This window comes from Streptomyces sp. W1SF4 (genome assembly GCF_003950035.1).
Classification (GTDB): Bacteria; Actinomycetota; Actinomycetes; order Streptomycetales; family Streptomycetaceae; genus Streptomyces; species Streptomyces racemochromogenes.
Map to the genome: position 1 here is coordinate 5,783,711 of NZ_CP034350.1, position 16,562 is coordinate 5,800,272.

The following is a 16,562-nucleotide window of genomic DNA, read 5'->3' on the forward strand; positions in this document are numbered from 1 at the left end:
CAAGGCCTCGGGCACGGCCGACGCCACCCGATCCCGATGAAGGAGAGAACGTGAACGACCGTACGCAGTCGGGATCCGCCCCCGGCCGTCTGCTGCTGCCCGCCCTGTTCAGGGCCCAGGCCGCCCGCACCCCCGAGGCCCCCGCCGTCCTCGGCGCCGACGGAGCCGTCCTTGACTACGCCGCCCTGGACGGGCTCGCCGCCCGCTACGCCGCGGCCCTGCGCGCCCGGGGCGTGGCCCCCGGCGACTTCGTCGGCGTCTGCCTGCCCCGCGGCCCGGAACTGGTCGCCGCGCTGCTCGGCGTCTGGTTCGCCGGCGCCGCCTACGTCCCCCTCGACCCCCACTACCCCGAGGCCCGCCTCGCCCTCGTGCTGGAGGACGCCGGCGCGGCCGTCGTCCTCGCCGCGCAGGGCACCGCCGCCCGGCTGCCCGCCGGCACCACCGTCCTCGACGTCACCGACGCGCCGCGGACCGTACCGGACGAGGAGGCCGCCGCCTTCCCGCTGGCCCCCGACGCCGCCCGGCCCGCGTACGTCCTGCACACCTCCGGCTCCACCGGCCGCCCCAAGGGCGTCCTGGTCCCGCACAGCGGCATCGCCAACCGGGTCCGCTGGCTGGCCCACCGCCACAAGCTGGGCGCCGCCGACCGCTTCCTGCTGAAGACCACCATCGGCTTCGACGCCGCCGGCCTGGAGGTCTTCTCCCCGCTGATCAGCGGCGGCGCGGTCGCCGTCGCCCCCGAGGACGCCGAACGCGACCCGGCCGCCCTGCTGCGCGCCGTCGCCGCGCACGGGGTCACCGTCCTGCAGGGCGTGCCCTCCGTCTACCGGCGCCTGGTCGAACAGGCCGGCTGGGAGGACGCCGGCGCCCTGCGGCTGATCTTCAGCGCGGGCGAGCCGCTGCACGCCGAACTCTGCCGGACGCTCGCCGAGCTGGCCCCGCGCGCCGAGATCTGGAACACCTACGGCCCCACCGAAGCCTCCGTCGACGTCACCGAGCACCGCTGGGACCCGGCCCAGCAGACCGGCGCCGTCCCCATCGGCCGCCCCATCGCCCACATGCGGGCCCTCGTCCTCGACCCGGCCGGCCGGCCCGTGCCCGTCGGCGTCCCCGGCGAACTGCACGCCGGCGGCGTCGGCCTCGCCCTCGGCTACCAGGGCCGCCCCGACCAGACCGCCGAACGCTTCGTGCCCGACCCGTACGGCGCCCCCGGCGAGCGGCTCTACCGCACCGGCGACCGCGTCCGCTGGCTCGCCGACGGCACCCTGGAGTACCTCGGCCGCCTCGACCACCAGGTCAAGGTCAACGGCGTCCGCATAGAGACCGGCGAGGTCGAGGCCGCCCTCGCCGCCCACCCCTGGGTCCGCGCCGCCGTCGCCGCCGCCGTCCCCGACGGCTCCGGCGGACACCGCCTCGTCGCCTGGGTCCAGTCCCGCGGCGAGCTGCTGCGCCCCGAGGAACTGCGCACCTTCCTGCGCCGCGCCCTGCCCGACCCGCTGATCCCGTCCCTCTACGTGCCCGTCGCCGAGTTCCCGCTCACCGCCAACGGCAAGATCGACCGCTCCGCCCTGCCCGAGCCGGCCGCCGCGGCCGCCTCCGCCGCCGAGGGCGCCCACGTCCCCGTGCGCACCCCCGCCGAACGGGTCGTCGCCGAGCAGTGGTCCGCCCTCCTCGGCATCCCCGCCGACCGGATCGGCGCCACCAACGACTTCTTCCAGCTCGGCGGCGCCTCCCTGCTCCTCAGCCGGCTCGCCGAGGCCCTGACGGCCGCCGCCGGCACCAGGGTCCCGCTGCGCGCCCTGTTCACCGCCACCACCGTGGAGGCCCAGGCCGCCCTGCTCGCCGACGCCCCCGCCCTCGCCGCCACCGCCGCCGGAGCCGACGCCGACGCCGACGAGACCGTCCGGCCCGTGGAACGCCCCGCGCAGGGCCTGCCCCTGTCGCCCGGCCAGCAGGGCCTGTGGCTGATGGACCGGATGCGCCCCGGCAGCGCCGAGTGGAACGCGCCCGTCTTCATCACCCTGCCGCACGAGTACGCCGACACCACCGTCGCCGCCGCCCTGACCGGCCTCGCCGAACGCCACGAGATCCTGCGCACCCGCTACGTCCTGCGCGCTGCCGAGCCCGTCCAGATCGCCGACGCCGACGCCCGCGTCGAGCTGCGCACCACCCGCGCGGACACGGCGGCCGCCCGGGGCGCCCTGATCGAGGACGAGTTCAGCCGGCCCTTCGACCTGGAGGACGGCCCCGTCTGGCGCGCCCTGACCGTACGCGGCACGGACTCCCTGCACCTCGTGCTGTCCGTCCACCACATCGCCTGCGACGGCTGGTCCTCCGTCGTCCTCGAACGCGACCTGCTGGCCCTCGCCGCCGCCCACCACCACGGCACCACCGCCGAACTGCCCGCCCTGCCCGTGCAGTACGCCGACCACGCCGCCCACCAGCGGCGGCGGCTGGCCGGATCCGCCGCCGGCGCGGAGCTCTCGTACTGGAAGCAGGCCCTGGAGGGCATCCTCCCCGTCGACCTGCCCGCCGACCGGCCCCGGCCCGCCGTCCGCGACGGACTCGGCGCCGCCCACGTGTTCACCGTCCCCGCCGAGCTGGCCGAACGGGCCGCCGCCCTCGGACGCGGCCACGGCGCCACCCTCCAGCAGACCCTGCTGACCGTGTTCGGGACCCTCGTGGCCCGGCTCACCGGCCAGTGGGACGTCCCCGTCGGCGTGCCCGTCGCCGGGCGCGAGCGGCCCGAGGTCGCCGACGTCGTCGGCTTCTTCCTCAACACCCTGGTGATGCGCTGCGACGCCCCCGCCGACGCCACCTTCGCCGAGGCACTGGTCCGGGTCCGCGACACCGCCCGGGCCGCCTTCGCCCACCAGGACCTGCCCTTCGACCGGCTCGTCGCCGAGCTGGACGAGTCCCGGGACCCCGCCCGCACCCCCCTCTACCAGGTCATGTTCGACCTGCACGAGGAGGGCCGCACCGGTACCGCCACGGCCGCCGACGACGTCGACGCCTTCCGCGGAGCCTGGCGCTCCGCCCGCACCGACCTCACCTTCGTCGTGCAGCGGCAGGCCGACGGCTCCCTGCTCGGCATGGTCGAGTACGCCACCTCCCTCTTCGACGCGGCCACCGTCGAACGGTTCGCCGCCGGCTGGGTCCGGCTGCTGGAGTCCGTCACCGCCGACCCCGGGGTCCGCCTCGGCCGCGCCGACCTGCTCCCGCCCGCCCTGCGCGCGGAGCTCCTGGCCCTGGGCCCGGGCGCCCCCGAACCCGGCGCCGGCCGGGCCGCCGAGGACACCGTGCACACCGCCGTCGCGGCCGTCGCCCGCCGCACCCCGCAGGAGACCGCCGTCGTCTGCGGCGGCGAGAGCTGGAGCTACGCCCGGCTGGAACGCCGCGCCGAGGCCTTCGGGCAGCGGCTGCGGGAACTGGGCGCGGGCCCCGAGACCACCGTCGCCGTCATGCTGGGCCGCACCCCCGACCTGATCGCCGCCTACCTCGGCACCTGGAAGGCCGGCGCCGCCTACGTACCGCTCGACCCGGCGGCCCCCGACGACCGCCTCGGCTACGTCCTGCGGGACGCCGGCGCCACCCTGCTGGTCTCCGACCTGGCCGGCGCCACCCGGCTGCGCGGCCACCACGAGGGCCCCTGGCTGGCGGTGGACACCGACACCCGCCTCGCCGCCGCCTCCGGCGCTCCGCAGGGTTCCGGGCTCGCCGCCCGGGCGCCCGGCGCCGGGGTCGCCGCCGCCGCGGGCGCCGCCGCCCTGGCCTCGGCCAGCGACCCGGCGCTCGCCGCCGACGGGCTCGACGCGTGGGCCCGTACCGCCCGGCCGCACAGCGAGGGGCCGCCGTCCTGGTCCACCACACCGCCGGAGGCACCGGCCGACCCGGCGCGGCTCGCGTACATCATGTACACCTCCGGCTCCACCGGCCGCCCCAAGGGCGTCGCCGTCGAGCACCGGACCCTGCTGGCCATGCTCCGCGCATCGCAGGCCCACCTGGACTTCGGGCAGGGCCCCGACGACGCCTGGCTCGCCCTGGCCCAGCCCACCTTCGACATCTCCTGCACCGAGCTGCTGATGCCGCTCGTCGCCGGCGGCCGCGTGGTCCTGGCACAGGAGCGGGACCTCGGCGACCACGCCGCACAGCTGCGGCTCATCGAGGAGCACGGCGTCAGCCACCTCCAGGTCGCCCCGCCGCACTGGCAGATGCTCATCGACGCGGGACTCGGCCGGCGCCCGCTCGTCGGCCAGACCGGCGGCGAGCCCTGCCCGCCCGCCCTGGCCCGGGACCTGTCCCGCCGCCTGCTGCGGTTCGTCAACGAGTACGGGCTCACCGAGACCACCATCGCCGCCACCCGCTGGGACGCCCACGACACCGCAACGGCCGTACCCGTCGGCCGCGCCTACCCGCACGTCACCGCCCGCGTCCTGGACGAGTACCTGGAGCCCGTCCCGTACGGGACCACCGGCGAACTCTGCGTCGGCGGCGCCGGCCTGGCCCGCGGCTACCACGGCCGCCCCGGCCTGACCGCGGCCTCCTTCGTCCCCGATCCGTACGGAAACCCCGGCGCCCGCCTCTACCGCACCGGCGACCGGGCCCGGATGTCCGCCGACGGCACCATCGAGTTCGCCGGCCGCGCCGACGGCCAGGCCAAGATCCGCGGCCGCCGCGTGGAGACCGGCGAGGTGCAGGGCGTCCTCGCCGAGCACCCCGGCGTCTCGCAGTGCGCGGTCGTCGTGCACGGCACGGGCTCCACCGCCGCGCTCGTCGCCTACTGGGTCCCCAGCGGCTCCAACCCGCCCGGGGACTCCGAACTCCTCGACCACTGCGCCCGCAGCCTGCCGGACTACATGGTCCCCGCGCTGCTGGTACCCGTACCGGAGATCCCGCTCACCCGGCACAACAAGGTCGACACGGCGGCCCTGCCCGCCCCCGACCTCGCCGCGGCCCTCTCCGACGAGCCGTACACCGCGCCGGAGGGCCCGGTCGAGGAGATCGTCGCCGAGATCTGGGCCGAGGTCCTCGCCGGGGAGGACGGCACCACCCGCCGGATCGGCGCCCGCCAGGGCTTCTTCCGGATCGGCGGGAACTCCGTCCTCGCCGCCCGCGTCATCGCCCGACTCCACGAGGAGTTCGACGTCGAGATGCCGCTGCGCGCCGTCTTCGAGCACCCCACCGTCGCCGGTCTCGCCGCAGCCGTCGAAGAGGCCGTCCGCCTCGAGATCGAGACCCTCGACCACGCCGAACTCGCCATCGCCCACAGGGAGTACCAGCCGTGACCGCACCCACCGCACCCACGCAGGACGAGCTGCGCGCGGAGCTGCTGCGCAGACGGCTCGCCGGCCGCGCGGGCCGCGCCGCGGGCGGCCCGGCCCGTACCGGGATCCCGCGCGCCGACCGGGGGGCGCCGCTGGCGCTCTCCGCGGGCCAGCGCCAGCTGTGGTTCCTGCACCAGCTCGACCCGGACAGCCCCGAGTACCTCCTGCCGCTCGCCCACCGGCTGCGCGGCCCCCTCGACGAGAACGCCCTGCGCCGCTCCTTCGACGCGCTGGCCGCCCGCCACGAGATCCTGCGCACCCGCTACCTCCTCGACGGCGCCGAGCCCCGCCAGTGCGTCGACGCGGCCGGCCCCGTCGACTACGCCGTCACCGAGGTCAGCGGCGTCGCCGACGCCGACCGGGACGCCGCCGCGGCCGCCTTCGCCCGGGCCCGCGCCACCGAGGTGTTCGACCTGGCCACCCAGGCCCCGCTGCGGGTGCGGCTGCTGCGCCTGGCCGCCGACGACCACGTCCTGGTCGTGGTCATGCACCACATCGCCTGCGACGCGCTGACCCGGCCGCTGCTCCTCGCCGACCTGGCCGCCTGCTACCGGGCCGCCGTGACCACCACCGGCCCGCTGGACGGCGTACTGCCCGAACCGCCCGTCCAGTACGCCGACTACGCGGCCTGGATGAACGCCCGCCAGAGCGGCCCCGCCGCCGAGGCCGCCCTCGACTGGTGGCGCGGACAGCTCGCCGGCACCGAACCGCTCGGACTGCCCACCGACCGGCCCCGGCCCTCCGTGCGCGGCTGGGCCGGCGCCGTCACCGAGTTCGACGTGCCGGCCGCCACCGCCGCCCGGCTGCGCACCCTCGCCGAACAGGAGGGCGCCACCCTCTTCATGGTCCTGCTCAGCGCCTACCAGGCACTGCTGGGCCGCTACACCGGCAAGCGGGACGTCAGCGTCGGCACGGCCGTCTCCGGCCGCACCCGCCCCGAACTCCAGCAGATGGCCGGCTACGCCTACAACAGCCTGGTGCTGCGCGGCCGCTGGCAGGGCGACCCCGCCTTCCGCGAGCTGCTCGCCGGCAACCGCACCGCCGTCCTGGACGCCTTCGACCACCAGGACACCCCCTTCGACAGGATCGCCGACGAGCTGGAGCCCGAACGCGACCTGTCCACCACCCCCCTCTTCCAGGTGATGTTCGACCTGGCCTCCGGGCAGGGCTCCGACAGCCCCGACCTGCCCGGCCTCACGGCCGGCCCGGTCGCCGCCAGCGGCAAGATCGCCCGCTTCGACCTCACCATGCACCTCGCCGAACGCCCCGACGGCTCCCTGCACGGCGCCCTGGAGTACGCCACCGACCTGTTCGAGGCCGCCACCGCCGAGCGGATCACCGGCCACTACGCCGCCCTGCTCGCCGCCGTCGCCGAAAACCCCGGCGCGCCCCTGTCCACCCTGGAGTTCATCGGCGGCGCCGAGCGCGCCCTGCTCCTCGACGGCCCCGCCGAGCCCGTCGGCGCCCCCGTGGACGCCGCCGCCCTGCGGCCCGTCTTCGAGACCATCGCCGAGCGGATGGCCGCCACCCCCGGCGCGGTCGCCGTCCGGCACGCCGGCGGCGAGCTCACGTACGCCGAACTCGACGCCAGCGCCGACTCCTTCGCCCGCCGCCTGGTCGGGCTCGGCGTACGCCCCGACGACACCGTGGGCGTGCTCCTGGACCGGGGCCCCGACCTGGTCGCCGCCCTGCTGGGCATCTGGCGGGCCGCCGCCGCGTACGTGCCGATCGACCCGGGCTACCCGGACGAGCGGATCGCCTACATGCTCGGCGACACCGGCACCCGCCTCGTCGTCACCCAGTCCCGGCACGCCGGCCGCTTCGAGAACGGGGCCGTGTCCCTCGTCGTCGTCGACGACCCGGCCGAGCGCACCGCCCTCGCCACCGCCGAGGCCGAACTGCCCGCCGCCCACGACCTCGACCAGCTCGCCTACGTCATCTACACCTCCGGCTCCACCGGCAAGCCCAAGGGCGTCCTCATAGGCCACCGGGGCCTGGCCAACTACCTCACCTGGACCGCCGGCGCCTACGCCTCGGCCGGCACCGGCGGCGCCCCCCTGTTCTCCTCCGTCGCCTTCGACCTGGGCGTCCCCGACCTGTACGCCCCGCTGATGACCGGGCAGAGCGTCCACCTGCTGCCCCAGGACTTCGACACCGCCGACCTGGGCGCGCTGCTCGCGGACGGGGGACCGTACGCCTTCATCAAGCTCACCCCCGGCCACCTCGACCTGCTCTCCCAGCAGCTGGAGCCCGCGCAGGTCCGCGACCTGGCCGGACTGGTCATCGCCGCCGGCGACTCCTTCACCCACCGCCTCGCCGAACGCTGGGCGGCCGCCGCGGGCCCCGACGGCACCTGCCTCGCCGCCGAGTACGGCCCCACCGAGATCACCGTCGGCAACTCGGCGCACTTCCTCGCCGCCGACGGCGCCCCCCGCGGCCCCGTCACCACCGAGCTCGTCTCCATCGGCCGGGCCATCCCCCACACCACCATGTACGTCCTCGACGAGCGGCTGCGGCCACTGCCGCTGGGCGTCCCCGGCGAGGTGTGGATCGGCGGCACCGGCCTGGCCCGCGGCTACGCCGGCCGCCCCGACCTCACCGCGGAACGTTTCCTGCCCGACCCGTACGGCGCACCCGGCGCCCGCATCTACCGCACCGGCGACCTCGCCCGGGTCCTGCCCGACGGCAGCCTCGACTTCGTCGCCCGCATCGACCACCAGGTCAAACTCCGCGGCTACCGCATCGAACTCGGCGAGATCGAGACCGCCCTCACCGCGCTGCCCGCCGTCGGGGAGGCCGTCGCCCTCGTCCGCGAGGACACCCCCGGCGACAAGCAGCTGGTCGCCTACCTCGTCCCCGCCCCCGGCGCCGACGAGGGCGCACTGGCCCCCGCCGCCCTCAAGGACGCGCTGGCCGAGGCCCTGCCCGCCTACATGATCCCCTCCGCCTACCTGCGCCTGGACGCCCTCCCGCTCACCGCCAACGGCAAGCTCGACCGGCGCGCCCTGCCCGCCCCCGGCCGCGAGGCCACCGCCGTCGGCGAGCACGTCGAGGCCCGCGACGCCGCCGAGGCCTCCATCGCCGCCGTCTGGGCCCAGGTCCTCGGCCTGGAGAAGGTCGGCGTCCACGACAACTACTTCGACCTCGGCGGCGACTCCATCCGCGCCGTCTCCCTCGTCGGCGCCCTGCGCGAGGCCGGCTGGGAGACCAGCGTCCGCGACGTCTTCGAACACCGCACCGTCGCCAGGCTCCGCGCCGCCCTCGGCGACCAGACCGGCGACGGCTCCGCCGAACGCGCCGACGGCCCCGTCGCCCCCTTCGCCCTGATCTCCGAGGAGGACCGGCTCACCCTGCCCGCCGACGTCACCGACGCCTACCCGGTCTCCCGGATCCAGGCCGGAATGCTCGTCGAGATGCACGGCCGCAGCGGCGAGAACCGCTACCACAACATCACCTCCTTCCGGATCCGCGACGCCCTCCCCTTCGACCCCGAGGTCTTCCGGCGCGCCGCCGACCTGATCGTCGAACGCCACGAGGTGATGCGGACCTCCTTCGCCATGGCCGGCTACAGCGAGCCCCTCCAGCTCGTCCACGCCGTCGGCACCGTCTCCATGCCGTGCGTCTTCGAGGACCTGCGCCACCTGCCCCGCGAGGAACGCGAGTCCACCCTGTGGTCCTTCGCCGACCGCGACCGCGAGGAGCTGTTCGACCTCACCGCCGCCCCCCTCATGCGGATGGCCGTCCACCTCGTCGACGACGAGAGCTGGTGGCTGTCCATCACCGAGTGCCACCCCGTCATCGAGGGCTGGAGCTACCACTCCCAGCTGATGGAGCTGCTCCGCGCCTACAACGCCATCCGCACCGGCGGCGAGCCCGAACCGGCCCCGCCCGTCCCGGCCGTGCGCTACGCCGACTTCATCGCCGGCGAGCTGCGCTCCCTGGCCGACGCCGGGGACCGCGACTACTGGCGCGAACTCGTCGACTCCCACGAGAAGTTCACCATCCCCACCGGCTGGGGCGGCGACCCGCACGGCATCGACGAGCGCTACCGCATCGACATCGACCTCGCCGAGGTCGAGCCGGGCCTGCGCGCGCTCGCCTCCGCCGCGCAGGTCCCGTACAAGAGCGTCCTGCACGCCGCGCACGGCAAGGTCCTGTCGATGCTGACCCGGGCCGGGGCCTTCCGCGGCGGCATGGTCGCCGACGCCCGCCCCGAGGAGGCCGGCGCCGAGCGGGTCTCCGGCATGTACCTCAACTCCGTGCCCTTCCCCTACCGCACGGGCGCCGCTACCTGGGGCGAGCTGGCCCAGGAGGTGTTCGCCCGCGAGGTCTCGCTGTGGCCGCACCGCCGCTACCCGATGCCCGCCATGCGCGTGCCCGGCGGCGAGAGCCACCTGATCGACGTGCTCTTCCACTACCTGGACTTCCACCAGGTCGACGTCGAACTCATCGACATCATGGCCAGCCGCGACGACAGCCCCAACGAGTTCCCGCTCGTCGTCGGCACCCCGGTGCGCGGCCACATGTCGATCGCCTCCCGTACGAGGACCCTCGCCAAGGCCAACGCCGAACGCCTCGCCGGGCTCTACCGGGCCGTGCTCGCCGAGATGGCCCGCACCGGGGCCGACGGGGACGCCACCGGCGCCTTCCCCACCCCGTACGAGAGGGCCCGCCTGGCCGCGCCGCCGCTGCCGCACCCCGAGACCCCGGTGGACGTCCTCACCGGCTTCGAGGCACGGGCCGCCCGCACCCCGTGGGCCACCGCCCTCACCGGCGCCGGCACCCCCGGCACCTCCTACGCCGAGCTCGACGAGCGGGCCAACCGCATCGCCCGCCGGCTGCGCGCCCTCGGCGCCGGCCCCGAGACCCGGGTCGCCGTCCTGCTGGACCGCGGGCCCGAGCTGGTGGCCGCCCTGCTCGGCGTGTGGAAGGCCGGCGCGGCGCAGCTCCCGGTCGACCCCTGCACCCCGGACGCCCGGATCGCCGGGCTCGGCTTCGAACTGGCCCTCACGCAGGCCTCGTACGCCCCGCGCTTCGCCGGGATCCTGCCCGAGGGGCGGGTGCTCGCCACCGAGGACGTCTCCCACGAGGGCGACGGCGGCCCGCTCGGCCTGGCCCTCGACCCGGACCGGCTGGCGTACGTCCTGCACACCTCCGGCTCCACCGGCACCCCCAAGGGCGTCGAGGTCACCCACCGGGCCCTCGCCCACTACCTCGACTGGGCCGTACGGGCCTACGCGGAGGCCGGCACCGGCGGCGCCCCCTGGTTCACCTCCGTCGGCTTCGACCTGGGCCTGCCCGCCCTGTACGCGCCGCTGCTCACCGGGCAGCGGGTGCACCTGCTGCCGCAGGACTGGCAGCCGGGCGAGTTCGGCCCGCTGCTGCTGGCCGGCGCCCCGTACTCCTTCGCCGGCCTGACCCCCGGCCACCTCCAGCTGCTGGAGGCGCAGCTCACCGACAGCGAGCTCGGCGGCCTCGCCGGGATCACCGTCTGCGCCGGCGACGCCTACCCGACCGCGCAGGCCGAGCGGGTCTCCGCCCGGATCGCCGCGGCCGGCGGGCGGATGCTGCTCGGCTCCGAGTACGGGCCCACCGAGGCCACCGTCGCCGCCACCTTCGGGTACGTCCGCCCCAACACGGGCCGCACCCTCGTCCCGCTCGGCTCCAGCCTGCCCGGCGTGCTGCTGAGGATCCTCGACGAGCGGCTGCGGCCGGTGCCCGACGGCATCGCCGGCGAGGTCTGGCTCGGCGGCGAGGGACTGGCCCGGGGGTACGCGGGACAGCCCGCACTCACCGCCGAATCGTTCCTCCCGGACCCGTACGGACTCCCCGGCACCCGCATCTACCGCACCGGCGACCTCGCCCGCCTCCTGCCCGGCGGCATCCTGGAGTTCACCGGCCGCGCCGACGAGCAGGTCAAGATCCGCGGCCACCGCGTCGAACCCGGCGAGGCCGAGGCCGCCCTGACCGCCGACCCGGCCGTCCGTGAGGCGCTCGTCACCCCCGTGGACGCCGCCGACGGCGGCAAGCGGCTCGCCGCCTGGGTGGTCCCCGCCGACGGGGCGCCCGTCGAGGTGGCCGCCCTGCGCGACCGGCTGCGCACCGTCCTGCCCGCCGCCGTCATCCCGGCCACCGTCACCGTCGTCGCCCGGCTCCCGCTGACCGCGAACGGCAAGCGCGACAAGGCCGCCCTGGCCTCCCGCCAGGCCACCGCGACCCCCCTGCCGTACACCGCCCCCCGCACCGACCTGGAGAAGGTGCTCGCCGAGGTCTGGCGCGAGGTACTCGGCCTCGAACAGGTCGGCGTCCACGACGACTTCCGCGACCTCGGCGGGGACTCCCTGCTGGTCGCACCCCTGCTCGTCACCGCCCGCAGGCACGGACTGGCCCTCGACCTGGCCACCGCGCTCCGCAACCACACGGTCGCCCAGACGGCCACCGCGCTCGAAGCCGCCGCCCGCGAGGACGGCGCAGACCACCCCCGGAAGGGCTGATCCGATGGACCGCCACACCACCGACCGGCGGGGCCGCCGCCCCGCCCGCCACCTGATCTCCATCGACGACCTCACCGACCTGGACCTGCGCCGCATCGTCGCCCGCGGAGCCCAGTTCTCGGCCGGCACCGCCACCGGCTCCGACGCCCTCGACGGCCTCGTCGCCGGCATCTACTTCGCCAAGACCTCCACCCGCACCCGCACCGCCTTCTCCTCCGGCGCCCTGCGCGTCGGCGCGAAGACCGTCGCCTACGGCCCCGGCGACCTCCAGCTCAACACCGGCGAGTCCGTCGAGGACACCGGCCGCGTCCTGTCCGGCATGCTCGACGTCCTCGTCGCCCGCACCGCCGGACCCGAGGCCGAACTGCGCGGCTGGGCCGCCCAGGACCGGATGGCCGTCGTCAACGCCATGAGCGCCGAGGAGCACCCCACCCAGGCCCTCACCGACCTCACCACCCTGCTGCGCCACTTCGGCCGGATCGAGGGGCTGCGCATCCTGTACGTCGGCGAGGGCAACAACACCGCCGCCGCCCTCGCCCTGGCCCTCACCCGCTTCCCGGGCGTCCACTTCGAACTGCGCACCCCGCCCGGCTACGGGCTGCTGCCGTCCCTCGCGCGCAGGGCGCTGGCCCAGGCCGAGCGGACGGGCGCGGTGCTCGTGGAGCGGCACGACATGGACCTGCTGCCCGAGGGCTTCGACGTCGTCTACACGACGCGCTGGCAGACCACGGGCACCGAGAAGCCGGACGCGAACTGGCGGGAGATCTTCGCCCCGTTCCAGGTCACCGCCGGACTGTGGGAGGGCAGCCCGCGCGCCGCCTTCATGCACGACCTGCCCGCCCACCGGGGCGAGGAGGTCACCGCGGAGGTGCTGGACGGGCCGATGAGCATCGCCTTCGCCCAGGCCACCAACAAGATGCACAGCGCGATGGCGGTACTGGAGTACACCCACTCCGGCCCGGACGCCGCCGCGGACGACCTGGCCGGGCTCCGCCCCGCCCTGGCCGTACGGTGACCCCGCCGCCGAAGACGGCGACCGACCCGGCGGTCCTCCAGTGGCACCTGAACGAGGCCGCCGACGCCGACGCCGTCTCCGACGCCGGGAACCCGGGTCCGGCCGCCCCCGCCGGGGCCGTCACGCGAGCCCCCGCCGCGGCTGCGGCCGAGCCCACCCGGGCCGGGGACGTGACCGAAGCGGAGGCCGGGGACCCCGCCGGGGGCGAGGTGGTGCCGCTGCGGCGGAACCGGGACTTCTCGCTGCTCTGGGGCGGCGCCGGGCTGTCGCTCCTCGCCGGGCGGGCCACCGCCGTGGCCTACCCGCTCACCGTGCTGTGGCTGACCGGCTCGCCCGGCGACGCCGGCCTGGTCGGCACCGCCCTGCTCCTCCCGCAGCTCCTCGTCCAGCTCCCCGGCGGCGCCCTCGTCGACCGCTGGGACCGGCGCCGGATCATGCTCGGTGCCGGCCTCGGACAGGCGCTGGTCGCCGGGGCGGTCGCGGCGCTGCTGCTCAGCGGCCACGTCTGGCTGTGGGCCCTGCTCGCCGCCGCCTTCGTGGAGGGAACCCTCGGCGTCCTGCACCAGCTCGCCGAGCGGGCCGCCGTCCCCGCCGTCGTCCCGGCCGGACAGCTCCCCGCCGCCCTCACCGGCAACGAGGCCCGCACCCGCGGCGCGGCCATCGCCGGCCAGCCCCTGGGCAGCGGCCTGGTCGCCCTCGGGGCCTCCTTCCCCTACGTGGCGGCTCTCGTCGGCCAACTGGCGTCCGTGGCTCTGCTGTTCGGGGTCCGCGGCAAGCTCCAGGCCGAGCGGACCGGCCCGCGCCCCGACCTCCTCGCGGACGTCAGGGAGGGGCTCGTCTGGATGTGGCGCCAGCACTTCCTGCGCGCCGTCATGGCCGCCGTGGCCGTCTCCAACCTGCTCTTCCAGGGCCTCAACCTCGCGGTGATGACCGGGATCCAGGAGAAGGGCGGCTCGCAGTTCGAGATCGGCCTCGTCCTCTCGCTGAGCGGGGCCGGCGGGCTCGTCGGCGCCATCAGCGGCGGCTGGTGGGCCACCCGGTTCTCCCTGCGCACCCTCGTCCTCGGCGGGCTGGCCGTCTGGACGGCGCTCATGGTGCCCGTCGCCGTCCTGCGGGACCCCTTCGCCCTCGGCGCCCTCTTCGCGGCCAGCGGCTACGTCGGCGGCGTCTTCAACGTCGCCGGCGGGGTCTTCATGGTCCGCGTCGCCCCCGACCGGATGCGGGGGAGGGCCAACTCCCTCGCCATGCTGGTCGGCGGCGGGGCCATGGCCGCCGGACCCGTCGCCGCGGGCTTCGCCCTGGAGGCGTACGGGCCCACCCGTACCGTCCTCGGCCTCAGCGCCGCCATGGGCCTCACCGCGCTCGCCGCGCTGCTCTCGCCCGCCCTGCGCCGCAACCCCCTGGAGGCGTAGCCCTTCACGCCCCGCCCCGCCCCCGCCCCGAACCCGCGCAGGCCCCCGCCCAGGGGGCCTGCGCGGCCGCGTTCCCCGGGCCCGGACACACGTACGGAACGTATAGAGCGGCCATAGCGGGCCACGGAAAAGTACAGGTCATCGCAGTACCCCGAATGCCCGTCCGCATCCGCGCCAGACCCCGAAGGAGCACGACCATGCCGCTCAACTCCATGGACCGGAGGAGCGTCCTGCGGACCGCCCTCGGCGTCGCCGGAGCCGCTGCCACCGTCGGCCTCGCCGGTGCGACGCCGGCCGCCGCCCACGGCCGCCACCGCCCGGAGCTGCCCAAGGTCGAGGGCCTGGTGGGCGACCGCTGGGCGAGCGAGTTCTGGTACGACTACGACGAGATGTCGTACTACAACCCCAGCGCGGAGATGAAGGCCGCGGTCGGGGCGATCACCGCCCCCTTCGGCGGGTTCACCAAGTCGTACGACGCCTGGGCCGCCACCCGCAAGGGCGGCCGCTACCCGCGCAGCTGGATCGAGATCATCCAGCCGAACCGCGCTCACTTCGAACTGCTCTCCCGAGAGCAGAAGAAGGTCTACGACAAGTGGTACGGCCGCGACCCGAAGGGCCTCGTCTTCGCCTTCCAGGAGTTCGGCCAGGGCACCCTCTTCGACCCGCGCCGCCCCGCCGGCAACAAGGTCCACATGATGAACTACACGCCGCCCACCCCCACCCAGGCCTACCACCGCTGGCACGCCTACCTGCAGTCCTTCCAGCTGCTGGACATCGACCGCCGCTTCTGGGCGCACATCAACCGCCTCGCCGGCACGGCCTGGGAGCTCCAGTCGATCGGCAAGCCGGTCAACGACGCCAACGACAACAAGCACCTGCCCAGGCACGTGGTCAACAAGGTCACCGCCAAGTGGCTGTGCCGCTCCGACGCCAAGGTCACCGCGGCGTTCGACGTCTGGCCCTACCCGGCCGACCTGGGCAAGTAGCCCCCGCCCCGGGCCCGTCCGCCGTACCGGACGGGCCCCGGACCCCACACCCCGGCACCAGATTCCTTACGGCTCAGGAGGATTGGCACACCATGCGAGACACGACCGGATCAGCACCCCGAATCGGCGTCTGGATGGTCGGCGCGCGCGGCTCGGTCGCCACGGCCGCCGTCGCCGGCGCCGCCGCCGTCGTCGCGGGCGCCGCCTCCCCCGTCGGGTGCGTCACCGAAACCCCCCCTTTCGCGGACGCGCCCCTCCCGGCCCTCGCCGACCTGGTGTTCGGCGGCCACGACGTCGTCGGCACACCGCTGTCGGCGAGGGCCCGGCAGCTCGTGGACGCGGGAGTGCTGCCCGCGTCCGTCCTGGGGGCGCTGGACGCCCCGCTGGCCGCCGCCGAGCTGGAGATCCGCGACGGATCCGCCCGCCCGGGCGAGTCCCAGTCGGACACCGCCGCCCGCCTCGCCGAGGACATGGCCGCCTTCCGCGACCGGCACGCCCTGGAACAGGTCGTCGTCGTCAACGTCTCCTCCACGGAGCCGCTGCCCGACCCCGACCCGGCCTTCCTGGACCTCGCCGCCCTCGAGGCGGGCCTCGCCGCCGGCTCGGTGACCCTGCCCCCCAGCTCCCTCTACGCCTACGCCGCCTTCACCGCGGGCTGCTCCTACGTCAACTTCACCCCCTCGGCGGGCGCCGGCCTGCCCGCACTGGAGGAACTGTCCCGGCTGCGCCGCGTCCCGCACGCCGGCCGCGACGGCAAGACCGGCGAGACCCTCGTCAAGAGCGCCCTCGCGCCCATGTTCACCCAGCGCGCGCTGCGCCTGCGCTCCTGGTCCGGCACCAACCTGCTCGGCGGCGGCGACGGCGCCACCCTCGCCGACCCGGCCGCCGCCCGCTCCAAGACCGAGTCCAAGCAGCGCGCCCTGGAGGACACCGTCGGGCACCCCGTCCAGGGGCAGACCCACATCGACAACGTCCCCGAGATGGGGGAGTGGAAGACCGCCTGGGACCACATCTCCTTCGAGGGCTTCCTCGGCGTCCGCATGACCATGCAGTTCACCTGGCAGGGCTGCGACTCCGCGCTCGCCGCCCCGCTGGTCCTGGACCTCGTACGGCTCACCGCGCTGGCCGGCCGGCGCGGCGAGGCCGGGGCGCTGACCGCCCTCGGCTTCTTCTTCAAGGACCCGGCCGGCTCCGCCGAGCACAACCTCACCCTCCAGTACGAGACCCTGCGCGCCTGGGCCACCGCCCCCGCGCCGGTACGCCCGGACCCGCTGAGCGGAGCCCGGCCGTGACCCCCGCGGCCGCCCCCGCCGCGAACGCCGCCCCCGCCG

6 protein-coding genes are annotated in these 16,562 nt (G+C 75.9%); all 6 read left to right on the forward strand.

Features of this window, described 5'->3' with window-relative positions; genetic code table 11:
• Positions 1-50: 50 nt before the first annotated feature.
• The 6 genes from D1J60_RS27115 to D1J60_RS27140 all read left to right on the forward strand — a co-directional run bounded on the left by D1J60_RS27115 (position 51) and on the right by D1J60_RS27140 (position 16,523).
• Positions 51-5,285, forward strand: a complete 5,235-nt coding sequence (locus D1J60_RS27115) for a non-ribosomal peptide synthetase (protein WP_125822842.1) — start codon at positions 51-53, stop codon at positions 5,283-5,285.
• On the forward strand, positions 5,282-11,818 hold the full coding sequence (locus D1J60_RS27120) for a non-ribosomal peptide synthetase (protein WP_125822843.1): 6,537 nt from the start codon (positions 5,282-5,284) through the stop codon (positions 11,816-11,818). Before D1J60_RS27115 ends, D1J60_RS27120 begins: the two co-directional genes overlap by 4 nt.
• Positions 11,819-11,822: 4 nt before the next feature.
• Positions 11,823-12,833 (forward strand): ornithine carbamoyltransferase, encoded by a 1,011-nt coding sequence (locus tag D1J60_RS27125; protein ID WP_241253405.1) that lies wholly within the window; start codon positions 11,823-11,825, stop codon positions 12,831-12,833.
• Complete coding sequence (locus D1J60_RS27130; RefSeq protein WP_241253406.1) at positions 12,830-14,245, forward strand: MFS transporter; 1,416 nt, start codon at positions 12,830-12,832, stop codon at positions 14,243-14,245. Before D1J60_RS27125 ends, D1J60_RS27130 begins: the two co-directional genes overlap by 4 nt.
• Before the next feature lie 197 nt (positions 14,246-14,442).
• Positions 14,443-15,231, forward strand: coding sequence for a Tat pathway signal sequence domain protein (locus tag D1J60_RS27135; RefSeq protein WP_125598721.1), 789 nt, complete (start codon positions 14,443-14,445; stop codon positions 15,229-15,231).
• A gap of 92 nt (positions 15,232-15,323) precedes the next feature.
• On the forward strand, positions 15,324-16,523 hold the full coding sequence (locus tag D1J60_RS27140; protein ID WP_125822844.1) for an inositol-3-phosphate synthase: 1,200 nt from the start codon (positions 15,324-15,326) through the stop codon (positions 16,521-16,523).
• Positions 16,524-16,562: the final 39 nt, after the last annotated feature.

What these genes read in the sequence shown, in the direction of transcription:
- D1J60_RS27125 (WP_241253405.1), top strand. Translation starts at nt 11,823, where the DNA reads ATGGACCGCCACACCACCGACCGGCGGGGCCGCCGCCCCGCCCGCCAC.
- D1J60_RS27135 (WP_125598721.1), top strand. Translation starts at nt 14,443, where the DNA reads ATGCCGCTCAACTCCATGGACCGGAGGAGCGTCCTGCGGACCGCCCTC.
- D1J60_RS27140 (WP_125822844.1), top strand. Translation starts at nt 15,324, where the DNA reads ATGCGAGACACGACCGGATCAGCACCCCGAATCGGCGTCTGGATGGTC.